The organism is Klebsiella sp., assembly GCF_027492335.1.
In the GTDB taxonomy this organism is placed as follows: Bacteria; Pseudomonadota; Gammaproteobacteria; order Enterobacterales; family Enterobacteriaceae; genus Klebsiella; species Klebsiella huaxiensis.
On the sequence record NZ_JAPUEW010000027.1, the window covers coordinates 52,961 to 75,360 of the forward strand.

The window sequence follows — 22,400 nt, forward strand, 5'->3', positions numbered from 1 at the left end:
AACATGTCTACAGTATATGTAAAAGAAGAGAATTTAAAATCTTTGGTATACGCTAAGCTATTTTCCGCCGGGCTTGATGAATCAACCGCACAGCAGGTAACAGATGTATTGGTGCATGCGGATATAACAGGTGTGCATTCTCATGGCGTCATGCGCGTTGAGCATTACTGCACCCGGTTAAAAGCAGGTGGTTTAAATAAAAAAGCGCAGTTTAGCATTGAGCAAATTTCCCCCTCAGTGGCTATTCTCAATTCAGACGACGGTATGGGGCATTCCGCGTTGATTGGCGCAACCGATCATGCCATTCAGCTTGCGAAAAATCACGGGCTGGGTTTTGTCGGCGTCAAAAATACCTCTCATTGTGGCGCCTTATCCTACTTCGCCGAGAGAGTGGCCAGGCAGGGAATGATTGCCATCATCATGACTCAAACGGATACCTGCGTCGCGCCTCATGGCGGTGCGGAACGCTTTATCGGCACAAACCCTATCGCATTCGGGTTTCCGGTCGAGAATAGCTATCCGATGATCGTCGATATGGCCACCAGCGCAACGGCTTTTGGTAAAATTTTACATGCCAAAGAAACGGGCAAGCCTATTGCTGAAGGCCTGGCCATTGATAAAGACGGCAACGTTACAACCGACCCGCATAAAATTGAAAATTTACTCCCCTTTGGCGGACATAAAGGTTCAGGCATTGCACTAGCGATAGATGCATTGACCGGGATATTAATGGGCGCAAGCTTTGGTAATCATATTGTACGAATGTACGGTGATTATGAAAAAATGCGCAAACTCGCCAGTTTAATCATCGTCATTGACCCAGCAACATTAGGCAATAATGAGTTTGCTAAAAAAATGGCGCAGATGGTTACTGAACTGCGCAGGGTCAAACCGGTCCCTGGCGTTGAAAAAGTTTTAGCCCCTAACGATCCGCAGATGATGTATAAAGAAAAATGCCAGCAGAATGGGATCCCGGTTGCGTCCGGCATTTATCAATATTTGTCTGGAAATTAAAAAGAGAAAATATCGGCAGAAAGCGATGGTGCCCCATCGCTTTTATTAAAAATATTAATAAGGATATCATATGAAAACCTCTGGCCTGTTAAAAAAATCCGTAATGCTACTCGTCAGCTGTATATTAATCTCGAACTCTGCATTGGCCAAAACCACGCTTAAACTCAGCCACAATCAGGACAAAAGTCATGCTGTGCATAAGGCCATGAGCTATTTAGCAGAAAAAACAAAAGAATACTCCGATGGTGATTTAGTTATCCGTATCTACCCAAATGCAACTCTCGGTAATGAGAGAGAATCCCTTGAGTTGATGAACTCGGGCGCCCTGCAAATGGTAAAAGTCAACGCTGCATCACTGGAATCTTTTGCTTCTGAGTATAGTCTGTTTAGTCTTCCTTTTTTATTCAAAGATCGCGATCATTACTATCGGGTGCTGCAAAGCGATCTGGGGAAAAGAATTTTAAAATCGTCTGAAAATAAAGGTTTTATCGGCCTGACCTATTATGATGGCGGTGCCAGAAGCCTTTACGCCAACAAGCCCATCACCAAACCAGCTGACCTGGCTGGCATGAAAATCCGCGTTCAATCCAGTCCAAGCGCGATTGCAATGGTTAAGGCATTGGGTGGTGTTGCGACACCAATGGCACAGGGTGAATTATACACCGCGCTCCAGCAAGGTGTGGTTGATGGTGGCGAAAATAGCACCGTCGTATATGCCGATATGCGCCACGCTGAAGTCGCGAAAGTTTATTCACGGGATGAGCACACCATGGTACCTGATGTTTTAGTCGTGAGTACCCAGGTACTCAGCACATTGAGTGATAAAAATCGTGAAGCCTTATACAAAGCGGCAGATGAGTCGATGCTGCAAATGAAAGATGTTATTTGGCCGGCAGCAGAAAAAGAAGCTTACGAGAAAATAAAAGCAATGAACGCCACGGTGGTCGATGTCGATAAGTCAGAATTTAAACAGCGCGTTAAGCCACTCTTCGATGAATTCCGTGCTAAAGATGCACAATCAGCCAAAGATCTGGATCAGGTAGAAAATATGTAAATCTATGGGCAGATTATTTCTGCCCTTTACAGGATGTTATATGCAAACGCTAACTAATTCCCTTAATAGAATACTTGCTGGATGCTGCTGTACTATTTTAGCCATCATGGTTGCCTGTGTCTCATGGCAAGTCGTCGCGCGATTTATATTTAACTCGCCAAGTACGGTGATCGATGAAATCACTCAAATCCTTTTTATGTGGATAATATTACTTGGAGGTGTGTATACCGCGGGTATTAAAAAGCATTTATCAATTGATTTATTGGCTCAGAAAGTATCACCAGCAACTGCACGACGGCTTGATAGCTTCATCCAGATGGTTATCGCGATTTTTGCCATTACGTTCATGATTTACGGTGGAAATATCGTTGTAGAAAAGGCATCTCACGTCAATCAGATATCGCCAGTATTAAAATGGCCTATGGATAAGGTGTATTGGGTCATGCCGATCAGCGGCGTAATCCTGCTCTATTATACTATTTCAAATATCGTAGAAAATTATCATAACCGGCATTCTCATTGATGAGGGAAGCATGGACTTCGAATATATTTACCCCATAATTGTTTTATTTGGTAGTTTTGTCGCAATGTTGGCCATTGGAGTGCCTATTACATTTGCCATTGGCCTTTCTTCATTGTTTTCAATCATTATTTCTTTACCTCCTGATGCTGCAATTTCCGTCATTTCACAGAAAATGACCGTGGGCCTTGATGGTTTTACGTTATTGGCAATTCCATTCTTTGTATTAGCTGGGAATATTATGAATACCGGGGGAATAGCCAGACGGCTGGTTAACCTGGCACAGGCTCTTGTTGGTCGTCTTCCCGGCTCGCTGGCCCATTGTAATATCCTGGCTAATACATTATTCGGTGCTATATCCGGTTCGGCAGTCGCCTCAGCTGCGGCGGTAGGGGGTATCATGTCGCCTCTACAGGAAAAAGAAGGCTATGACCCGGCTTTCTCTGCAGCGGTTAATGTCGCCTCAGCCCCAATAGGCCTGATGATCCCACCTAGTAACGTACTCATTGTTTACTCTCTGGCGAGCGGCGGCACCTCAGTTGCTGCTTTATTTCTGGCAGGTTATATTCCTGGCATTCTTACCGCACTGGCATTGATGGCGGTGGCTGCACTACACGCGCGTCGCCATCATTATCCTGTTGCCGAAAGGATTAACCGACACCAGTTCTTGACCGTGTTCCGCGATTCAATACCCAGCTTACTTCTCATTTTCATTATTATTGGCGGTATCATTTTTGGCGTATTTACGCCAACTGAAGCTTCAGCAGTAGCGGTTATCTATAGTTTGGCATTAGCAATAATATATAAAGAAATTAATTTCAAAAAAATTCACAGCATACTTCTGGATTCTGTTGTTACCAGTTCCATTGTGTTGTTGCTGGTTGGTTGTTCGATGGGAATGTCGTGGGCAATGACGAATGCTGACATTCCTGAGTTCATTAATGAAATGATTACCAGTATGTCAGAGAATAAATGGGTAATATTATTTATTATTAATATAATTTTACTCTTCGTCGGTACTTTTATGGATATAACGCCAGCGATATTGATATTTACTCCAATATTCTTACCCATAGCACAACACCTGGGGATAGATCCAATTCACTTTGGCATCATCATGGTATTTAACTTAACGATTGGGCTTTGTACTCCACCGGTAGGCACCATTCTGTTTGTCGGGTGCAGTATCGGAAAAGTGAGCATTGATCGGGTGATAAAGCCACTGCTGCCCATGTTTCTGGCGCTATTTGTTGTTATGGCTATTATCTGTTACTTCCCGCAGGTGAGCTTAATGCTGCCCACTCTGTTTGCACCGTCTTAATAACCGTATCCGGGCCCGATCGTATCAGGCCCGTTTCGATGTGATATTTTAAGGCGCCGGATTCACCAGAATCTGGCCAATTGAGCCGCGGTCGGCTAACTCCAGCGTCTGGCTTAAGTACTGGAACGGGAAGTGTGGCCAGGAAGGCTGATTGTAATAGACCAACAACTCAACCTGCCCATCGACCCAAACGGTATCTTTCCAGCCGCGATCTTCCGGGAACGGCGCAGAGCCGTTGACGTTACGCACCTGGAACATCACGCCTTCAATATGGAACGACTGCGGGCGGTCGGCACGGACCGTCCAGCGCTCCCAGGTTCCCTGCTGCGCGGTAATATCGATACGCTGCGGATCCCACAGCTGGCCGTTAATGCCCGGATCGTCGCCCAGGCTAATGTCTCGGCTGCGACTCGGCGCACCGGCCAGAATTTCCGTTGGTAGCAAACGCACCGGCAAACTATCGGTCACCAGCGGCAGCAGGCCTGTCGGGCGCAGGGTCAGGATAAGTGTAGAAATCAGGATACTCGACGGCTCGAAGAAGCCGCGAATACGATCAACGATGCTTGCCGCTTCACCACAGGTAATCGACACTTCATCGCCGTTGGTCATATCGACCAGAATTTCTCGCCGCTCGCCGGGAGCCAGCGACAGCTGCTTGAGCGAAACCGGTGCGGGGAGCAGCCCCTGATCGCCAGAGATAACGTGCAGCAAACGGCCGTCGCTCATCTGTAGCTGATAACGGCGAGAGTTGGAAGCATTCAGCAAGCGCAACCGTACCCAGCCGCGCGATACCTCAACAAACGGACCTTGCACGCCGTTTACCAACAGCGTATCGCCGACAAAGCCGCCGCTGCCGGGTTCACTGTATTCCGGCGTACCAAAGTTATCCAGACGCTTGTCCTGGATAATCACCGGGAAATCATCAACGCCATAGTGATTAGGGATCGGCAGGTTTTTACTGACGTCATCTTCCACCAGCCACATCCCGGCGAGGCCGTTGTAGACCTGTTTCGCCATATGATTTGGCGTGTTGGCTTGATACCACAGCGTCGCCGCGCTTTGGCGGATCGGCAGTACCGGAGCCCAGTCGGCGTTGGCAGACATCATGCGCGCCGCGCCACCAATTAGCGGTCCTGGAACCTGCAGGCCACGGATCGTCATCGCGACGTTTTCCGTTAACCGGTTGCTGTAAATCAGTTTCACGTCGTCGCCATTCCAGACGCGAATGGTCGGCCCCATATAGCGACCGTTGATTCCCCATACCGACGCACGGGTGCCGGGTGTGAACGACCAGTGCGCACGTTGGAGAGTCAAAAACAGCGGCTGACCGCGCCGGGACTCCAGCAGCGGAGGGATCGGCAACGCAGGCTGTTGGCCAGCGGCCTGTGCCTTCAGTGGCGCAGCGCCTGCGCACAGCGCAACGCCTGAAGCCTTAATAAACTGACGCCGACTGAGTGACATATTAACTCCGTGAGATACTGACTAATCAATAAGGGAATTCGTTTCCCGCCAGCAATACGCCTGCTATTCGCGGCGTTTCCTGTGTTATTTCTTTCCTGCTGCTTCGCGCTCAGCAACTTCTTTGTCCAGCTCGGCAATTTTGGCGGCCATCAGCTCGCGACAGTGCGTCGCCAGCGCGCGAACGCCATCTTTCCCGTACTGGCTGGTATCAACCGGCGGCAGCATTTCTACAATCACCAGACCATTGTTCAGGCGATTGAGGTTAATCTTATTCGATGTATTGGACACGCACACTGGAATAATCGGCACACCAGCAGCAATCGCCGCATGAAAGGCACCGGTTTTAAAAGGCAGCAGGCCACGACCACGGCTGCGGGTCCCTTCCGGGAACATCCAGAAAGAGACGTTACGTTCTTTAAACGCGTTCACGACTTCCGCGATGGTGCCGTGCGCTTTCGCGCGGTTGTTACGGTCAATCAGCAGATTCCCCGTCAGCCAGTAGAGCTGACCGAAAAACGGGATCCAAGCCAGGCTCTTTTTACCCACGGTTACCGTCGGCGGCTGCACGATTTTCGATGCCGTCACCATATCATAATTGTTCTGGTGGTTAGCGATATAGATGGCCTTGCCGTAGCTTTCCGCATCCGCAGGCTTACGCAGCTCTACCTTCAGGCCGAACACCGGCGATAGCTTGCCAAACAGATGGCCGAAGGTCGCAACATGTTTAGGATTACGCGGACTGAACAGACAGTAAATACAGCCGAATATGGAGACCAGAAGACAATAGATGACAACGATAATTAGTCGAAAAATAAATAGCATAGCTACCTCTAAAACCCAAACCGCTTAGAATTATACTCGCTGTTTCGCAGATTGCAGGCACCGGAAATCATGGCAAAGCGCATTGAGCATCTTGAATGATTTTGTGGATATTGTTAATCGCAATGCCTGAATAAACAACGATTTTGCGGCAAATATTCGCCTTCCTCACTTAACCGCGAGGAAGGCTCACTTTACTCTACTCTTCGCTGTCGCCTGTTGAAGGGCGACGCGGTGAATCAATGTCCACCCGGTCAATTTTCTGCAGTCCGCGCATCAGAGAACCGCGACGACCGCGCTCGCCGGTAACTTTCTGCAGTTCTTCCGGACGCAGTTTAATTTTCCGCTTACCGACATGAATAGTCAGCGTACTTTGCGGCGGCAGAACAAACAGATGCGCCAGGCTATCCTGACCGGAAGCCGCTTCTGCCGACGGAATATTGATAATCTTGTTACCTTTACCTTTCGACAACTGCGGCAAATCGCTGACCGGGAACATCAGCATACGCCCGGCAGCAGTGATGGCCAGCAGCATATCGGATTCATCCTCAATAACCAGCGGCGGCATCACGCGTGCGTTATCCGGAAGGCTAATCAACGTCTTACCGACGCGGTTGCGGGCGACCAGGTCGTTAAAGGTACAAATGAAACCGTAGCCTGCATCGGAAGCCATCAGCAGCTTCTGCTCATCGGACTCCATCAGCATATGTTCAACCGTCGCGCCCGGCGGCAGCGTCAGCTTGCCGGTGAGCGGCTCACCCTGACCACGTGCGGATGGCAAGGTGATAGGGTCAACTGCATAGCTGCGCCCGGTGGTATCAATAAACACCACTGGTTGATTACTTTTGCCTTTCACTGCCGATTTAAAGCTATCACCGGCTTTATAGTTCAGCCCCGGCGCGTCGATATCATGACCTTTGGCGCTACGCACCCAACCGCTCTGCGACAGTACGATAGTCACTGGCTCTGATGGCAGCATGTCATGCTCGCTCATCGCCTTCGCTTCTTCACGCTCGCGTAGCGGCGAGCGACGCTCGTCGCCAAAGGCGTCGGCATCGGCCTGCAGCTCTTTCTTCAGCAGGTTATTCATCTTACGTTCAGAGGCCAGAATAGACTGCAGGTGGTCGCGTTCTTTTTCCAGCTCGTTCTGCTCACCGCGAATCTTCATCTCTTCCAGCTTGGCGAGATGACGCAGTTTTAACTCCAGAATCGCTTCCGCCTGAGTTTCGCTAATGCCGAAGCGCGACATCAGGGCCGGCTTTGGTTCATCTTCATGGCGGATAATTTCGATAACTTCATCGATATTCAGGAACGCTACCAGCAAACCTTCAAGGATATGCAGGCGCTTGAGGACTTTCTCCAGACGGTAGCTCAGACGACGCCGCACAGTATCGCGACGGAAGGTCAGCCATTCAGAAAGGATTTCCAGCAGGTTTTTCACCGCCGGACGGTTATCCAGGCCTATCATATTCAGGTTGATACGATAGCTCTTTTCCAGATCGGTCGTCGCGAACAGGTGATTCATTACCTGCTCCATATCTACGCGGTTGGAGCGCGGGACGATCACCAGACGGGTCGGGTTTTCATGATCCGATTCGTCGCGCAGGTCATCGACCATCGGCAGCTTCTTATTGCGCATCTGGGCGGCGATTTGCTCCAGCACTTTTGCGCCAGAGACCTGGTGCGGCAGGGCGCTAATCACCACAGCGCCGTCCTCTTTGGTCCACACCGCACGCATGCGCACAGAACCACGGCCGTTCTGGTAGATTTTACGGATCTCGGCACGCGGAGTAATGATTTCCGCTTCGGTCGGGTAATCCGGGCCCTGCACAATATCCAGCAGCTCATCCAGCGAGGTCTGCGGTTTTTCAATCAGGGTGATCGCCGCCCTGGCCACTTCGCGCAGGTTATGCGGCGGAATATCCGTCGCCATCCCGACGGCAATGCCGGTCGTGCCGTTCAGCAGAATGTTCGGCAAACGCGCAGGCAGCATTTTCGGCTCCTGCATGGTGCCGTCGAAGTTTGGTACCCAGTCAACGGTGCCCTGCCCCAGTTCGCTCAGTAGCAATTCAGCATACTTCGACAAACGGGATTCGGTATAACGCATCGCGGCGAAGGATTTCGGATCGTCCGGCGCGCCCCAGTTCCCTTGGCCGTCTACTAGCGGGTAGCGGTAAGAGAACGGCTGAGCCATCAGCACCATCGCTTCATAGCATGCGCTATCGCCGTGCGGATGATATTTACCCAGCACGTCGCCGACGGTACGGGCGGACTTTTTAAACTTTGCGCTGGCGTTCAGCCCCAGTTCAGACATCGCATAGACGATGCGACGCTGGACCGGTTTCAGGCCATCGCCAATAAACGGTAACGCCCTGTCCATGATGACGTACATGGAATAGTTCAGGTAAGCGTTTTCCGTAAATTCATGCAGCGCAAGGCGCTCTGCCATATCGCTCATTAATCGTGGATCCTCAATCTGCATACCGGCCGTTCGGACGGCAAAACTACCGGCGATAATACCTTATCTAACGCCCTGAGTCACAGGGCGTTAGGCCAGTTGAGGAATTCAGCGATCATCCTTCAGTTCAGCGGCAGATAAACGTCCGTCTGCAGCTCATGCTCCCCCACCTCATGCACAAAATTGAGGTAGCGAAAGAAAACCGGAAAATCACGTAGCGACTCACCCGAAGCGGGCAACCAATCGCGATAAAGAAACCAAATACTCTGCGCGAGCGTATCCAGCGAGCCGTGATGACGCACAACCGCGCAGCGTCCGCCGGGAATTTCTCCGTTCACCACGCCAAAAGCGTTTTCCGGTACCGGCTGATTGACCGTACCGCAAATATCGAAACGAAAATCTTCAGCCGGTGTCGCGGCGGGGTCATCCCATGAAACTCCCCAGGTCTCGCAGCTGGCGACCGGGGACAAGCCGCTCACCTTACGCCAGGCGATAAACTTCCCGGCAGTCTCATTGACTAAATCAGGGCTGCCGCGGTGCCGCAGCATCGCGACCTGAGTGGTGGGTAGCTGGATTATGTTAACATCCATCGGGTATTGCTCCTGTAGCGTATGTTTCGGCACACGTCGATGCCATTCCCGCCAGTCCGGCTGTTGGCGAAACTGGCTGGGGCTTTGCGCGAACGCGCTGCGGAAGGCGCGGCTGAACGACTCCGGGTTTTGAAACCCCGCATCAAGGGCAATATCGATGATTTTTTCCTGTGGATTAAACGCCAGCCGCCAACAGGCGCGACGCAGTCGTAGCCACTGGATATAGCGATATAGCGGTACCCCGCTATATGCACTGAATTGCCGGTGAAAATGATAAGGCGAGCTGTGGGCTATCGCACTGAGCGTCTCCAGCGATAGAGGCTTGTCCAGATGACGTTCAATATACAAGCACACTTGCTGAAAACGCCCGGCATAGGCCGGGCTTACATGAGTATCGTTCATCGCATCCTCCCGGAAACATACTCTGACAGAGCGAGGTGTGCGGTTCCTGACCGATCTTGCTGAATGTATTCTGGAAATTATGGCGTGACTTTACGAATCTGCTTCACGTCGATTTCTACCGAGTTCCAGTCTTTATCGACTTCGCCCTGAATCTCTACCGTATCCTGCGGAGTCACGGTCACGCCATTCCAGCGTTTATGGTCGATATCCACGTTGACTGTGCCGGAGCTGTCCTGAAATTTATACAGGTCGTCGGAAATACGCTCGACGATTTTACCGCGCAGGGTCACCCAGGTGTCATCACGCAGAGATTTGGCATTAGCCACCGTCGTGACGCTACCGTTTGGGCCGATAAACCCGCCGTTTTGCATGGTCGTCTGGCTGGTTTGCGTGGAGCCTGGGCCGGAAAAGCCCCCCTGTTCAGCAGCCAGGACTGGCATAGAAACTAAGGCGATAATAGCGGTCATTGCGGCGAACTTTTTCATCATGTTTTCTCCCTTTGTGTTTATACCGTCACTATTACACAAGGCAAAACTTAACAACTTCTTAAGTGGAAAAAAGAAATTTTATTGCTGTACAGCGCGCGTGACAACGCGCTTTACTGCTTTCATCTCAGTGGGCCACAGGAGCAGGCTAATGCGCATTTTAGTGGTGGAAGACGACAAACTGATTGGTGACGGCATTAAAGTCGGGCTGACAAAAATGGGCTTCAGCATTGACTGGTTTACCCGCGGTGAAGAGGGGAAAGCCGCGTTGTACAACGCCCCTTATGACGCCATTATTCTGGACCTGACGCTTCCCGGCATCGACGGCCTGGATATCCTGCGCGAATGGCGCGACAAAGGCCGCCATGAACCGGTACTGATCCTCACCGCCCGCGACGCGCTCAGCCAGCGGGTCGAAGGCTTACGGCTCGGCGCCGATGACTATCTTTGCAAACCTTTTGCGTTAATTGAAGTCGCTGCACGTCTCGAAGCGCTGATACGCCGCGCCCACGGCCAAAGCAGCAGCGAACTGCGACACGGTAATGTTGTCCTCGACCCAACCCGACTCACCACCACGCTGAATGGCGAAAATCTACCGCTCAAGCCGAAAGAGTTCGCTTTACTGGAACTGTTAATGCGCAATGCCGGGCGCGTGCTTCCACGCAAACTTATCGAGGAAAAACTCTATAACTGGGATGACGATGTCTCCAGCAACGCGATAGAAGTGCACGTTCATCATCTACGCCGCAAGCTCGGCAGCGAATTTATCCGCACCGTCCACGGTATCGGCTATACCCTGGGTGATGTATGAAGCGACTGGGCCGATTGAGTTTGCGCGTCCGTCTGACGTTCCTTTTTCTGCTGCTGACCAGCGCCGCCTGGGGAATTGCCAGTTTTATCGCCTGGCAACAAACCACCGATAAACTGGATAAGCTGTTCGATACCCAGCAACTCCTGTTCGCTCGTCGTCTTAGCGCAATGAATTTCGATGAGCTACATACTTTCACTCCTCAGGTGCGGGCAAAAAAGAAGGTTAAGCATGGGCATCTCGACGACGATGCGCTGGCTTTCGCTATCTTTACCACTGACGGCAAGATGGTGCTCAACGATGGTGAAAACGGTCAGGATATCCTCTGGGGCGTGAATCGTGAGGGATTCAGCGACGGCTATTTACGTAACGATGACGATGAGTGGCGCTTCCTGTGGCTCACTACCCGCGACGGTCGCCATCGCATCGTCGTCGGCCAGGAGTGGGATTATCGCCGTGAGATGGCGCTGGATATCGTTACCTCTCAGCTCACGCCCTGGCTGGTTGCGCTACCGCTGATGTTCCTGCTGCTGATTGTGCTGCTGAGTCGCGAGCTGGCCCCGCTAAAAAAATTGGCCAACACGCTACGTGCCCGCGCGCCGGACTCCGCCGAAACGCTCAATACCGATCATGTTCCCAGTGAAGTTCGCCCGCTGGTCGACGCGCTGAATCAACTCTTTATGCGCACGCATGACACCATGACTCGTGAGCGACGCTTCACTTCCGATGCCGCCCACGAACTGCGCAGCCCGCTGGCGGCGCTGAAGGTCCAGACCGAAGTCGCCCAGCTCTCCATAGACGATGCTCAGGGCATGGATAAAGCGCTGACGCAGCTTCACCAGGGTATTGACCGCGCAACCCGGCTGGTCGATCAGCTCCTGACCTTATCACGCCTGGATTCGCTGGCGCAGCTTGATGATGTCCAGACGATCGCTATCGATGAACTGCTTCAATCGGCGGTTATGGAGATGTACCACAGCGCGCAGCAGGCCGGCATCGAGCTGCGTCTGCATTTGAGCGCCACCAACATCATGCGAACCGGCCAGCCGCTGTTACTGAGCCTGCTGGTGCGTAACCTTCTGGATAACGCCGTGCGCTATAGCCCCGCAGGCAGCCAGGTCGATATCACGCTGAATGCACGTGAATTTTGCGTGCGCGACAACGGCCCCGGCATCAGCGCCGAAGCGCTGGCGCGTATTGGCGAGCGCTTTTATCGCCCTCCCGGTCAGGACCAACCGGGTAGCGGTCTGGGATTGTCCATTGTCCAACGCATCGCCGCGCTGCACAGCATGACGGCCAGTTTTGCTAATGCCCGAGGCGGTGGCTTCGAGGCACGCATTCGCTGGTAGCGGAATTATTGCTAAAAAAGCAAAAGACTTTGCACATTTTGCTCATTTTACCGCTCCGCCCCGCGGGGTAAAATCAGCGACAAAATTGCAAACTTGAGGATAAAAAATGAGCAACATTCTGATTATCAACGGCGCGAAAAAATTCGCCCACTCTAATGGCCAGTTGAATGACACCCTGACCGAGGTCGCGGATGGTTTTCTGCGCGACGCCGGGCATGATGTTAAGGTCGTCCGCGCCGAGAGCGAATACGATATTAAAGAAGAAGTGCAGAATTTTCTCTGGGCCGATGTGGTTATCTGGCAGATGCCTGGCTGGTGGATGGGCGCGCCGTGGACGGTGAAAAAGTACATCGACGACGTGTTTACCGAAGGCCATGGTGCCCTGTACGCCAGCGATGGTCGTACCCGCTCCGATGCCAGCAAGAAATATGGTTCCGGCGGCCTGATTCAGGGCAAAAAGTACATGTTATCCCTGACCTGGAACGCGCCAATGGACGCTTTCACCGATGAAGATCAGTTCTTCCACGGCGTTGGCGTCGACGGCGTTTACCTGCCGTTCCACAAAGCCAACCAGTTCCTTGGGATGAGCGCCCTGCCGACCTTCATCGCTAACGATGTGATCAAAATGCCTGATGTTCCGCGTTATACCGCAGAATATCGCAAGCATCTGGCAGAAATTTTTGGTTAACTAGACGCTTACTTTCTAAGTCATTCGGCTTGCTGAGCAGTCAAAAAATCGGCGACCCGAAGTACGATGAGAATACACACAGAAGGAGTTGAGTTAACCATGTTGACAGTAATCGCTGAAATTCGCACTCGTCCGGGCCAACACCATCGTCAGGCGGTACTGGATCAGTTTGCGAAGATTACCCCGGTTGTTCTGCAGGAAGAAGGCTGCCACGGCTATGCGCCGCTGGTGGATCATGCCGCAGGCGTCAGTTTTCAAACAACATCACCGGATTCAATCGTGATGGTTGAGCAGTGGGAAAGCGTCGCACATCTTGAAGCGCATCTGCAAACTCCGCACATGAAGGCTTACGGTGAAGCCGTTAAAGGCGACGTTCTGGAAATGAATATTCGTATTCTGGAATCGGGCATTTAAGTCATCAAAAAATCGGCCGGTTATACCGGCCATTTTACTGTTTATTACCCATCCAACTCGGCTAGATCGCCTTTTTCTTGTAGCCAGTTACGCCGATCTTCGGAGCGCTTCTTGGCCAACAGCATATCCATCATAGCGGTAGTCTGCTGCTCGTCCTCATCGCTGATAATCAACTGCACCAGGCGACGGGTATTCGGATCCAACGTGGTCTCACGCAGCTGTAACGGGTTCATCTCGCCCAGCCCTTTAAAGCGCTGCACGTTCGGTTTACCTTTCTTGCGCTTAAGTTGCTCCAGCACGCCCGCTTTCTCTTCTTCCGTCAGCGCGTAGTAAACCTCTTTACCCAGATCGATACGATACAGAGGCGGCAGCGCCACGTAAACGTGACCGTGTTTCACCAGCGTGCGGAAGTGTCTGACAAACAGCGCGCAAAGCAACGTCGCGATGTGTAAACCATCGGAGTCCGCATCCGCCAGAATACAAATCTTGCCGTAGCGCAGTTGGCTTAAGTCGTCGCTGTCCGGATCGATACCGATGGCGACCGAAATATCATGCACTTCCTGAGACGCCAGAACTTCATCAGAAGAGACTTCCCAGGTATTCAGAATTTTACCTTTCAGCGGCATGATCGCCTGATATTCGCGATCGCGTGCTTGCTTGGCGGAACCGCCTGCGGAGTCACCTTCCACAAGGAACAGTTCAGTTCGATTCAGATCCTGCGCGGTGCAATCCGCCAGCTTGCCGGGTAGCGCCGGGCCGCTGGTCAGCTTTTTACGTACGACTTTTTTCGCCGCACGCAGACGACGCTGGGCACTGGAGATAGCCATCTCCGCCAGTAGCTCCGCCGACTGTACGTTCTGGTTTAGCCACAGGCTGAAAGCATCTTTAACCACCCCAGAAACAAACGCCGCACACTGACGCGAAGAAAGACGCTCTTTGGTCTGCCCGGCAAACTGCGGGTCCTGCATCTTCACTGAGAGGACGTAAGCGCAGCGCTCCCAGATATCTTCTGCCGATAACTTCACGCCACGCGGCAGAATATTGCGGTATTCACAAAACTCGCGCATCGCGTCCAACAACCCCTGACGCAGGCCGTTAACGTGGGTACCGCCCTGCATGGTCGGGATCAGGTTGACGTAGCTTTCGGTTAGCAGCTCACCGCCTTCCGGCAGCCACAACAGCGCCCAGTCTACCGCTTCAGTATCGCCAGAAAAATTGCCGACGAACGGTTTTTCCGGCAGCAACGGCAGACCGTTCACGGCTTCACAAAGATAGTCAGTCAGGCCATCGGCATAGCACCAACGCTGCTCGCTATCATTGACCTTGTCACGAAAGACAATTTCGACCCCAGGACACAGAACTGCTTTGGCCTTTAACAAATGTGATAGACGCGAGACGGAAAAACGTGGGCTATCAAAAAAGCTTTCGTCCGGCCAGAAGTGCACGCTGGTCCCGGTGTTGCGTTTGCCGACGGTACCGGAAACGTGCAAGTCTTCCACTTTATCGCCGTTTTCAAAAGCGATGCTGTAGATTTGACCGTCACGGCGCACGTTAACCTCAACGCGTTTCGACAAGGCGTTGACGACCGAAATACCGACCCCGTGTAAACCACCAGAGAACTGGTAATTCTTATTAGAAAATTTACCGCCCGCGTGCAGACGGCAAAGAATCAGCTCAACAGCCGGAACTCCTTCTTCAGGGTGGATATCCACCGGCATTCCGCGTCCGTCATCGATAACCTCCAGCGATTGATCGGCATGAAGAATGACCTCCACGCGTTTCGCGTAACCAGCCAGTGCTTCATCCACACTGTTATCAATAACTTCCTGACCCATATGGTTAGGGCGTGTCGTGTCGGTGTACATCCCAGGGCGGCGGCGAACCGGCTCTAGCCCGGTGAGTACCTCAATGGCATCAGCGTTATAAGAAGATTGCGTCATGGTGTGTATTCGTAGGTCGCTCTGAACCGCTTAACGCAGGCCCAGAAAATCGATAATCTGAGTGAAATGATCTTCAAAGCCAACAAATGCGTGATTACCGCCCTCCTCTACCGTTTGACGGCAGGAGGCGAAATAATCAACGGCCTGGCGGTAATCAAGCACTTCATCACCCGTTTGCTGTAATAACCAGATTAAATCCGGTGCTTCCAGCGGGTCAATTTGCATGACTTTAAGATCGTAAATATGGCGAGACTCTAGCACATATTGCTGCCCTGTGTACGGATTCTCATTGGGACCGAGGAAATTGTTCAGTAGCTCAAACGGTCGTATCGCAGGGTTCACCACCACCGCTGGCAGCATAAAACACTGCGATAGCCAGGTTGCGTAATACCCACCCAAAGATGATCCGACAACGCCCAGCGGCTCTCCCCCGTTTTCCAGCACCAGAGCTTCCAGATGCTCCGCAGCCTGTGCGGGGTAAACGGGCAGTTCCGGTATCACCATGGAGATATCAGGATAAGTCTGCATCAGCCAATTCTTCAACGCCGTCGCTTTTGCCGACCGCGGTGAGCTATTAAAACCGTGCAGATAGAGAAGCGTAGACATCAGTATCCTTCTGAAGCGATATCCGGGTGAAATTTCACGCCCTCAAGGCGACAAACTTCAGTGGTCAACGTGCCGTCAGGATGTAATTCCAGCCAGCGCCAGCCTGGGGAGACGATATCCAGCATGAAGTTAGCGCTATGCGGCTTAAACTGCACACAGGTCGATGGCGTTGCCATCATTCGCCGCCCGTTCCAGTCTAGATCCAGTTCCTGATGAATATGACCGCACAGCAGATGCTTAACGCGAGGAAAAGCGGCCAACGCGCAATCAAGCGCCCCGGCGTTACGTAGACTATGTTGATCCAGCCAGCCACAGCCCGACGGCACAGGATGGTGGTGTAACAGTAGTAAAGTGTACCGCTCAGGCACCTCGGCTAACTTGTGCTCAAGCCACTCCAGTTGAAAATCACTCAGCTCGCCATGCGGGACACCGAAAACCTGGCTGTCCATCAGCAATATTTGCCAATGGTCGCCCAGTAATACGCGTTTAGCTGGGGAGATTCCGGATTCCTGTAACGTGCTATACATCGCTGGCTGGAAGTCATGATTACCCGGCAGCCAGACGCAGGGTGCAGCAAAACTCGCGATGCCTTCAGCAAAATGCTGATAAGCCGCGGAAGAGTGATCTTGCGCCAGATCGCCCGTTGCAACAATCAAGTCGCACTCACGCTGTGAGGCGTGGATGGCATCCAGCACGGCCTGGTAGCTTTCCCAGGTGTTGATGCCTAACAGCGTTTCGTGTTTTTCAGCAAACAGGTGAGTATCAGTAATTTGTAAGATCCTGACTCTGGCCTCACCAGCCAAAGGTAGGTTTAACAGGCTTTCCAAATGGTGTCCTTAGGTTTCACGACGCTAACAAACCGGAATCGCCATCGCTCCATGTGCTAAACAGTAACGCAGCCAGTCGGCCAGAAACTGATTAATTTGATGCTTTTCGTCGCGTTGATGCAACTTTTTATTAGGATAATCATACCGCGCTTTAAAGCGAAAGATCTGCTGACTTGAACACACTTCAGCGACCATCGCGTCGTGATAGAGTCGTACCGTCATTGATGGCAGGCTCCAGTAACTCACCGACGGCGCCGTCTGCTCAATCGCCACTAATGTAGTGTAGCGGGTCGACTCGACGATCGTTAATCGGTATTGCGCATTGCCCACCTGATAACTCGCCATCTCACCCACCGCATCCGTTCGAGGCAGCAAGCGGCGCAACTGGGCAAAATTGGTTTCACACAGTCGCATCATTTCAGGGAAGTCAGGTGTATAACGCTTCATTTTGTCCACTCATTTCGTAAATTGTGATAATGCAATTGCAGCCATTGCAGCGCGATGACAGAGGCCGCGTTGTCAATCTTCCCCTCTTCCACCCACCGGTAAGCCTGCTCCCGGCTCACCACATGTACCCGAATATCCTCATTTTCGTCGGCCAGTCCATGAATTCCTTTTGCCGTCGTCGCATCCACTTCACCGACCAGGATGGATAGCCTTTCGCTGGTGCCGCCGGGACTCGCCAGATAGCTCAGGACCGGTTTTACTCGCCCAACATCAAGTCCCGCCTCTTCAACCGCTTCACGGCGGGCGACATCTTCAGCAGACTCTCCTTCTTCTATCATACCGGCGACCATCTCAAGCAACCATGGGCTCTCGCTAGTATCATACGCGGCAATGCGGATCTGCTCGACAAGCACGACTTCATCACGCACCGGGTCAAAGGGTAGCAAGACTGCGGCGTGCCCGCGCTCAAAAATTTCGCGGGTCACTTCACCGCTCATGCCACCATTAAACAAGCGATGGCGAAAACGGTATAAATCGAGCGAAAAAAAACCGCGATAAAGCGTTTCGCGTGCAATAATTTCTACATCGTTTTTAGAGAAGGTAATCCCCTGCTGATTGACGTCACGCATTTAGATATCCTGTAGAATATGAAGTTATGAATTTATTGGCGGTGTGGCTACCGTTTTATTGCTCGTATGTTAGATTGGTGCAAATTACCGCCCCATGGCACATAACGCCAACTTTTTACGGTAACAGACTCGATACAATCAGTGATTATTTTTAGAATTTGAGTAGCGCTAAATGCTTCACAACAAGGAATGCAAATGAAGAAACTCTTTCCCATCCTTATCGGCCTGGGCCTGACTGGCTTCAGCGCCATGAGCCAGGCAGAAAACCTGATGCAGGTTTATCAGCAGGCGCGTATCAGTAACCCTGATCTGCGTAAATCAGCAGCCGATCGTGATGCCGCATTCGAGAAGATCAACGAAGCGCGTAGCCCATTACTACCACAGCTCGGTCTGGGTGCGGATTATACCTATACCAGCGGCTTCCGTGATTCTAAAGACCAGAATTCCAACGTCACCAGCGGCGCTCTGCAGCTAACGCAGGTTCTGTTCGATATGTCGAAATGGCATGCGCTGACGCTGCAGGAAAAAACCGCCGGTATTCAGGACGTTACTTATCAGACGGATCAGCAAACGCTAATCCTGAACACCGCGACGGCCTATTTTAAAGTCCTGGCCGCTATTGATACGCTCTCCTATACCGAAGCGCAGAAACAGGCAATTTACCGCCAGTTGGATCAGACCACCCAACGCTTTAACGTTGGCCTGGTGGCTATTACTGACGTACAAAACGCCCGTTCACAGTACGATGCTGTATTAGCGAATGAAGTTACCGCGCGCAACGAACTTGATAATGCCGTAGAAGAACTGCGTCAGGTCACCGGCAACTACTACCCGGAGCTGGCCTCGCTGAACGTTGATGGTTTTAAAACCAACAAACCGTCGGCAGTAAATGCGCTGCTGAAAGAAGCGGAGAACCGTAACCTGTCGCTGCTGCAGGCTCGCCTGAGCCAGGATCTGGCACGCGAGCAGATTCGCCAGGCGCAGGACGGCCATATGCCGACCCTGAATTTAAACGCATCCAGTAGCGTATCGAATAGCAGCTACAGCGGTTCTAAGAGCACAACGCCGGACAGGGACATCGGGCAGAACCAAATCGGCCTGAGCTTCAATCTGCCGCTGTATCAGGGCGGAATGGTTAACTCCCAGGTTAAACAAGCGCAGTACAACTTTGTTGGCGCCAGCGAGCAATTGGAAAGCGCCCACCGTAGCGTCGTGCAGACCGTTCGTTCTTCATTTAACAACGTTAACGCCTCTATCAGCAGCATTAACGCCTACAAACAGGCCGTGGTTTCCGCGCAGAGCTCATTAGATGCGATGGAAGCCGGTTATTCGGTTGGTACCCGTACCATCGTTGATGTGCTGGATGCGACGACTACGCTGTATAACGCTAAACAGCAGCTTTCCAACGCACGCTATAACTACCTGATCAACCAACTGAATATCAAATCTGCACTCGGTACGCTTAACGAGCAGGATCTGGTTGCGCTGAACAATACGTTGGGCAAACCTATTCCGACTTCGCCAGATAGCGTCGCGCCGGAAAACCCGCAGCAGGATGCCAGCGCTGACGGCTATAGCAATACTGCCGCAGCAAAACCTGCATCAGCACGCACCACCAGTACCAGCGGCAGCAATCCGTTCCGCCAGTAATCGGTCTTGCGTAGTACGCGCTTCGCTTATCCAGCCGGGTAAGCGAAGCGTTAAACGTAAGGCAACGTAAAGATCCCCTGCTTTCCGCCCCTCTTCGCTTCATTTTCCACCACTCATCCTCTATCCTGAGCGTTAACAAAACGCATACCACTGGGTCCAGGAAGACAAACATGAAACGGACAAAAAATATTAATCACGCCTCCTTCCGCAAAAGCTGGAGCGCGCGCCATTTAACTCCCGTCGCACTCGCCGTCACCGCCGTATTTATGCTCGCCGGCTGTGAACAAAGTGATGAAACGGTTTCTCTGTATCAAAACGCCGATGATTGCTCTGCTGCCAACCCGAGCAAATCAGCAGAGTGCACCACCGCTTACAACAACGCGATTAAAGAAGCTGAACGTACCGCGCCGAAATATGCCACTCGTGAAGACTGCGTAGCCGAATTCGGTGAAGGTCAGTGTCAGCAGACCCCCGCTCAGGCGGGTATGGCTCCGGAAAACCAGGCGCAGGCGCAAAGCAGTGGCAGCTTCTGGATGCCGCTGATGGCAGGTTACATGATGGGCCGAATGATGGGCGGCGGAATGGGCGCTCAGCAGCCGCTGTTCAGCTCGAAAAACCCGGCCAGCCCAGCCTACGGTAAATATACCGACGCAGGCGGTAAGAGCTACGGCGCAGCGCAGCCAGGCCGTACCATGAACGTCCCGAAAACCGCGATGGCACCGAAACCGGCCACCACCAATACCGTGACGCGTGGCGGCTTCGGCGACTCAGTCGCTAAGCAATCAACGATGCAGCGCAGCTCAGCAAGCTCTTCTTCTTCGCGCTCAATGGGCGGCTAAGCAACATGGAAAGAATCAGCATTACCGAGCGCCCGGACTGGCGTGAAAAGGCGACAGAATATGGCTTTAACTTTCACACTATGTACGGTGAGCCGTACTGGAGCGAAGAGGCCTATTACAAACTGACGCTGGCGCAGGTTGACAAGCTCGAAGACGTTACCGCTGAGCTACATCAGATGTGCTTGCAGGCGGTGGAGAAGGTTATCGCCAGCGATGACCTCATGACCAAGTTTCGCATCCCCAAACATACCTGGGGATTCGTGCGCCAGTCGTGGAAAACCAATCAGCCTTCTCTGTATTCACGTCTCGATCTAGCCTGGGATGGCGTAGGTGAACCGAAGCTGCTGGAGAATAACGCCGATACGCCAACGTCTCTATACGAAGCCGCTTTCTTCCAGTGGATCTGGATGGAAGACCAGCAGAATGCCGGCTTGCTGCCGCCAGGCAGCGACCAGTTCAACAGTCTGCAGGAGAAGCTCATTGAGCGATTCAGCGAGCTGCGCGAACAGTTCGGTTTCCAGTATCTGCATATGGCCTGTTGTCGCGATACCGTTGAAGATCGCGGCACCGTGCAGTATCTGCAGGACTGTGCCGCAGAAGCGGGTGTAGCGACCGAATTCCTCTATATCGAAGAAATTGGTTTGGGCGAAAAAGGTCAGTTTACCGACCAACAGGACCAAGTAATAGGCAACCTGTTCAAACTCTACCCGTGGGAGTATATGCTGCGCGAAGTGTTCTCTACCAAACTGGAAGATGCTGGCGTTCGCTGGCTGGAACCGGCATGGAAGGGCATCATTTCCAACAAAGCATTGCTGCCGTTGCTGTGGGAGATGTTCCCGAATCATCCCAATCTGCTGGCGGCTTACTTCAGCGAAGATGCTCACCCGGAGATGGAGAAGTACGTCATTAAGCCGATCTTCTCCCGCGAAGGGGCTAACGTATCTATCGTGGAAAACGGCAAAGTAGTAGAAGCAGTAGAAGGTCCGTACGGTGAAGAAGGCACCATCGTGCAGGAGTTTTACACGCTGCCAAAGTTTGGCGATAGCTACACGCTCATCGGTAGCTGGCTGATTAACGATCAACCTGCGGGGATCGGTATTCGCGAAGACCGGGCATTGATTACCCAGGATCTGTCGCGTTTCTATCCGCACGTTTTCACTGAGTAATACCTAACCCCGACAGCATTACTCTGCCGGGGTTATCACTTCTTTAAGCACCAATCACCACTGACAGCATGCTGAGCGACCCCATTTCGATCCCTTCGACAGGAATAGTAATGGGTTCTTCACCATCCCACGCCCCCAGGACATAAAGCAGAGGCAGGAAGTGGTCTGCGGTCGGGTTGGATAGCGATCCGCCTTCATGCGCCAGATAGTTCACTAACGGATGTTCAGCAACCGCACCTTTCCAGGCCAGGTTCGCTTTCACGTAATCATTAAACGACTCAGCCCAGGGATATGGCGTGCTTTCACCATGCCAACGCGCGGTACGCAGGTTATGTACCACGTTGCCGCTTGCCACCAGCATAATGCCCTCATCACGAAGTTGCGCCAGCTTGCGCCCCATTTCCAGATGCCAGGCAGCAGGTTTAGTGCTATCAATGCTCAGTTGCACCATAGGAATATCCGCATCGGGGTACATCTTAATCAACACCCCCCACGAACCATGGTCAAAACCCCAAGCTTCTTTATCCAGCGTCACAGGCACTGGCGCCAGTAACTCAACCAAGCGCTGTGCCAGTTGAGGAGAACCCGGTGCCGGGTAATGCGTATCGTATAGCGCCTGCGGGAAGCCACCAAAATCATGAATGGTTTTCGGCGCTTCCATCGCGGTCACTCCCGTACCGCGCGTGAACCAGTGCGCAGAAATCACTACAATCGCTTTTGGTCGCGGTAGCGCTTCACCCAGATGGTGCCAGGCGCGAGTATAGATGTTATCTTCCAGCACGTTCATTGGGCTGCCATGACCTAAAAATAGCGCGGGCATACGGGTACGGGACATGATGATATCCTTAATTCAGATGAATTTGATGTATTCACATTACGCGCTTTTGCTGCAGGATAAACTCTGATAAGCATG

The 22,400-nt window shown here is 52.2% G+C and carries 22 protein-coding genes; 11 read left to right on the forward strand and 11 right to left on the reverse strand.

Annotated features, from left to right (window positions below; genetic code table 11):
• Positions 1–3: 3 nt before the first annotated feature.
• The 4 genes from QVF11_RS08830 (at position 4) to QVF11_RS08845 (ending at position 3,909) form a co-directional block, all read left to right on the forward strand.
• Entirely contained in the window at positions 4–1,014 is a 1,011-nt protein-coding gene (locus QVF11_RS08830) for an Ldh family oxidoreductase (protein WP_112213722.1), read from the forward strand.
• Between the two features lie 70 nt (positions 1,015–1,084).
• Positions 1,085–2,068 carry a TRAP transporter substrate-binding protein gene (locus QVF11_RS08835; protein ID WP_112213721.1) on the forward strand — a complete coding sequence of 328 codons (984 nt, stop codon included), beginning with the start codon at positions 1,085–1,087 and terminating at the stop codon, positions 2,066–2,068.
• 40 nt (positions 2,069–2,108) lie between these two features.
• A complete protein-coding gene (locus tag QVF11_RS08840; protein WP_112213720.1) occupies positions 2,109–2,591 on the forward strand; it encodes a TRAP transporter small permease in 483 nt (160 codons plus the stop codon).
• A gap of 10 nt (positions 2,592–2,601) precedes the next feature.
• Complete coding sequence (locus QVF11_RS08845; RefSeq protein WP_142514377.1) at positions 2,602–3,909, forward strand: TRAP transporter large permease; 1,308 nt, start codon at positions 2,602–2,604, stop codon at positions 3,907–3,909.
• Between the two features lie 48 nt (positions 3,910–3,957).
• Here QVF11_RS08845 and ftsP read toward each other — a convergent pair whose 3' ends face one another.
• The 5 genes from ftsP to QVF11_RS08870 all read right to left on the reverse strand — a co-directional run bounded on the left by ftsP (position 3,958) and on the right by QVF11_RS08870 (position 10,124).
• The gene (gene ftsP, locus QVF11_RS08850) at positions 3,958–5,370 is read right to left on the reverse strand and encodes a cell division protein FtsP (protein ID WP_287856393.1); all 1,413 of its coding nucleotides are present in this window, start codon (positions 5,368–5,370) and stop codon (positions 3,958–3,960) included.
• An 84-nt stretch (positions 5,371–5,454) separates the two neighbouring features.
• On the reverse strand, positions 5,455–6,192 hold the full coding sequence (plsC, locus tag QVF11_RS08855; RefSeq protein ID WP_112213717.1) for a 1-acylglycerol-3-phosphate O-acyltransferase: 738 nt from the start codon (positions 6,190–6,192) through the stop codon (positions 5,455–5,457).
• Positions 6,193–6,388: 196 nt separating this feature from the next.
• Positions 6,389–8,647: a DNA topoisomerase IV subunit A gene (gene parC, locus QVF11_RS08860; protein ID WP_287856395.1), complete on the reverse strand. Its 2,259-nt coding sequence runs from the start codon at positions 8,645–8,647 to the stop codon at positions 6,389–6,391.
• Between the two features lie 122 nt (positions 8,648–8,769).
• Complete coding sequence (locus QVF11_RS08865) at positions 8,770–9,639, reverse strand: AraC family transcriptional regulator (RefSeq protein WP_142514374.1); 870 nt, start codon at positions 9,637–9,639, stop codon at positions 8,770–8,772.
• 77 nt (positions 9,640–9,716) lie between these two features.
• The gene (locus QVF11_RS08870; RefSeq protein WP_287856431.1) at positions 9,717–10,124 is read right to left on the reverse strand and encodes a YgiW/YdeI family stress tolerance OB fold protein; all 408 of its coding nucleotides are present in this window, start codon (positions 10,122–10,124) and stop codon (positions 9,717–9,719) included.
• A 151-nt stretch (positions 10,125–10,275) separates the two neighbouring features.
• Between QVF11_RS08870 and qseB the strand changes: the two genes are divergently transcribed.
• The 4 genes from qseB to QVF11_RS08890 all read left to right on the forward strand — a co-directional run bounded on the left by qseB (position 10,276) and on the right by QVF11_RS08890 (position 13,383).
• Positions 10,276–10,935 carry a quorum sensing response regulator transcription factor QseB gene (qseB, locus tag QVF11_RS08875; protein ID WP_112213714.1) on the forward strand — a complete coding sequence of 220 codons (660 nt, stop codon included), beginning with the start codon at positions 10,276–10,278 and terminating at the stop codon, positions 10,933–10,935.
• Positions 10,932–12,281: a quorum sensing histidine kinase QseC gene (qseC, locus tag QVF11_RS08880; RefSeq protein ID WP_287856397.1), complete on the forward strand. Its 1,350-nt coding sequence runs from the start codon at positions 10,932–10,934 to the stop codon at positions 12,279–12,281. The genes qseB and qseC overlap by 4 nt, the downstream gene beginning before the upstream one ends.
• Positions 12,282–12,387: 106 nt before the next feature.
• Positions 12,388–12,969 (forward strand): NAD(P)H-dependent oxidoreductase, encoded by a 582-nt coding sequence (locus QVF11_RS08885; RefSeq protein WP_110273037.1) that lies wholly within the window; start codon positions 12,388–12,390, stop codon positions 12,967–12,969.
• A gap of 99 nt (positions 12,970–13,068) precedes the next feature.
• Positions 13,069–13,383, forward strand: a complete 315-nt coding sequence (locus QVF11_RS08890) for a putative quinol monooxygenase (RefSeq protein ID WP_110273036.1) — start codon at positions 13,069–13,071, stop codon at positions 13,381–13,383.
• A gap of 44 nt (positions 13,384–13,427) precedes the next feature.
• On the opposite strand, the gene parE is transcribed toward QVF11_RS08890, so the two are convergent.
• The 5 genes from parE to nudF are packed head-to-tail and all read right to left on the reverse strand — an operon-like array spanning position 13,428 to position 17,832.
• The gene (gene parE / locus QVF11_RS08895) at positions 13,428–15,323 is read right to left on the reverse strand and encodes a DNA topoisomerase IV subunit B (protein ID WP_112213711.1); all 1,896 of its coding nucleotides are present in this window, start codon (positions 15,321–15,323) and stop codon (positions 13,428–13,430) included.
• 30 nt (positions 15,324–15,353) lie between these two features.
• Positions 15,354–15,929 carry an esterase YqiA gene (gene yqiA, locus QVF11_RS08900; RefSeq protein WP_287856400.1) on the reverse strand — a complete coding sequence of 192 codons (576 nt, stop codon included), beginning with the start codon at positions 15,927–15,929 and terminating at the stop codon, positions 15,354–15,356.
• Entirely contained in the window at positions 15,929–16,756 is an 828-nt protein-coding gene (cpdA, locus tag QVF11_RS08905; protein ID WP_181484838.1) for a 3',5'-cyclic-AMP phosphodiesterase, read from the reverse strand. Before cpdA ends, yqiA begins: the two co-directional genes overlap by 1 nt.
• Positions 16,757–16,780: 24 nt before the next feature.
• Positions 16,781–17,203 carry a DUF1249 family protein gene (locus QVF11_RS08910; protein ID WP_110273032.1) on the reverse strand — a complete coding sequence of 141 codons (423 nt, stop codon included), beginning with the start codon at positions 17,201–17,203 and terminating at the stop codon, positions 16,781–16,783.
• Positions 17,200–17,832: an ADP-ribose diphosphatase gene (gene nudF / locus QVF11_RS08915; RefSeq protein ID WP_287856405.1), complete on the reverse strand. Its 633-nt coding sequence runs from the start codon at positions 17,830–17,832 to the stop codon at positions 17,200–17,202. The genes QVF11_RS08910 and nudF overlap by 4 nt, the downstream gene beginning before the upstream one ends.
• A 195-nt stretch (positions 17,833–18,027) precedes the next feature.
• Here nudF and tolC point away from each other — a divergent pair, with 195 nt between their 5' ends.
• The 3 genes from tolC to QVF11_RS08930 all read left to right on the forward strand — a co-directional run bounded on the left by tolC (position 18,028) and on the right by QVF11_RS08930 (position 21,487).
• On the forward strand, positions 18,028–19,482 hold the full coding sequence (gene tolC / locus QVF11_RS08920) for an outer membrane channel protein TolC (RefSeq protein ID WP_112213708.1): 1,455 nt from the start codon (positions 18,028–18,030) through the stop codon (positions 19,480–19,482).
• Positions 19,483–19,652: 170 nt separating this feature from the next.
• Positions 19,653–20,321: a DUF1190 family protein gene (locus tag QVF11_RS08925; RefSeq protein ID WP_112213707.1), complete on the forward strand. Its 669-nt coding sequence runs from the start codon at positions 19,653–19,655 to the stop codon at positions 20,319–20,321.
• Positions 20,322–20,326: 5 nt separating this feature from the next.
• Positions 20,327–21,487, forward strand: a complete 1,161-nt coding sequence (locus QVF11_RS08930; protein WP_287856409.1) for a glutathionylspermidine synthase family protein — start codon at positions 20,327–20,329, stop codon at positions 21,485–21,487.
• Positions 21,488–21,530: 43 nt separating this feature from the next.
• On the opposite strand, the gene ygiD is transcribed toward QVF11_RS08930, so the two are convergent.
• Positions 21,531–22,322 (reverse strand): 4,5-DOPA-extradiol-dioxygenase, encoded by a 792-nt coding sequence (ygiD, locus tag QVF11_RS08935; RefSeq protein WP_110273027.1) that lies wholly within the window; start codon positions 22,320–22,322, stop codon positions 21,531–21,533.
• Between the last annotated feature and the right edge of the window lie 78 nt (positions 22,323–22,400).

Bases quoted from the DNA above. Each gene is read 5' to 3' on its own strand.
- QVF11_RS08830 (WP_112213722.1), top strand. From the start codon at position 4: ATGTCTACAGTATATGTAAAAGAAGAGAATTTAAAATCTTTGGTATAC.
- QVF11_RS08835 (WP_112213721.1), top strand. From the start codon at position 1,085: ATGAAAACCTCTGGCCTGTTAAAAAAATCCGTAATGCTACTCGTCAGC.
- QVF11_RS08840 (WP_112213720.1), top strand. From the start codon at position 2,109: ATGCAAACGCTAACTAATTCCCTTAATAGAATACTTGCTGGATGCTGC.
- QVF11_RS08845 (WP_142514377.1), top strand. From the start codon at position 2,602: ATGGACTTCGAATATATTTACCCCATAATTGTTTTATTTGGTAGTTTT.
- ftsP (WP_287856393.1), bottom strand. From the start codon at position 5,370: ATGTCACTCAGTCGGCGTCAGTTTATTAAGGCTTCAGGCGTTGCGCTG.
- plsC (WP_112213717.1), bottom strand. From the start codon at position 6,192: ATGCTATTTATTTTTCGACTAATTATCGTTGTCATCTATTGTCTTCTG.
- parC (WP_287856395.1), bottom strand. From the start codon at position 8,647: ATGAGCGATATGGCAGAGCGCCTTGCGCTGCATGAATTTACGGAAAAC.
- QVF11_RS08865 (WP_142514374.1), bottom strand. From the start codon at position 9,639: ATGAACGATACTCATGTAAGCCCGGCCTATGCCGGGCGTTTTCAGCAA.
- QVF11_RS08870 (WP_287856431.1), bottom strand. From the start codon at position 10,124: ATGAAAAAGTTCGCCGCAATGACCGCTATTATCGCCTTAGTTTCTATG.
- qseB (WP_112213714.1), top strand. From the start codon at position 10,276: ATGCGCATTTTAGTGGTGGAAGACGACAAACTGATTGGTGACGGCATT.
- qseC (WP_287856397.1), top strand. From the start codon at position 10,932: ATGAAGCGACTGGGCCGATTGAGTTTGCGCGTCCGTCTGACGTTCCTT.
- QVF11_RS08885 (WP_110273037.1), top strand. From the start codon at position 12,388: ATGAGCAACATTCTGATTATCAACGGCGCGAAAAAATTCGCCCACTCT.
- QVF11_RS08890 (WP_110273036.1), top strand. From the start codon at position 13,069: ATGTTGACAGTAATCGCTGAAATTCGCACTCGTCCGGGCCAACACCAT.
- parE (WP_112213711.1), bottom strand. From the start codon at position 15,323: ATGACGCAATCTTCTTATAACGCTGATGCCATTGAGGTACTCACCGGG.
- yqiA (WP_287856400.1), bottom strand. From the start codon at position 15,929: ATGTCTACGCTTCTCTATCTGCACGGTTTTAATAGCTCACCGCGGTCG.
- QVF11_RS08910 (WP_110273032.1), bottom strand. From the start codon at position 17,203: ATGAAGCGTTATACACCTGACTTCCCTGAAATGATGCGACTGTGTGAA.
- nudF (WP_287856405.1), bottom strand. From the start codon at position 17,832: ATGCGTGACGTCAATCAGCAGGGGATTACCTTCTCTAAAAACGATGTA.
- tolC (WP_112213708.1), top strand. From the start codon at position 18,028: ATGAAGAAACTCTTTCCCATCCTTATCGGCCTGGGCCTGACTGGCTTC.
- QVF11_RS08925 (WP_112213707.1), top strand. From the start codon at position 19,653: ATGAAACGGACAAAAAATATTAATCACGCCTCCTTCCGCAAAAGCTGG.
- QVF11_RS08930 (WP_287856409.1), top strand. From the start codon at position 20,327: ATGGAAAGAATCAGCATTACCGAGCGCCCGGACTGGCGTGAAAAGGCG.
- ygiD (WP_110273027.1), bottom strand. From the start codon at position 22,322: ATGTCCCGTACCCGTATGCCCGCGCTATTTTTAGGTCATGGCAGCCCA.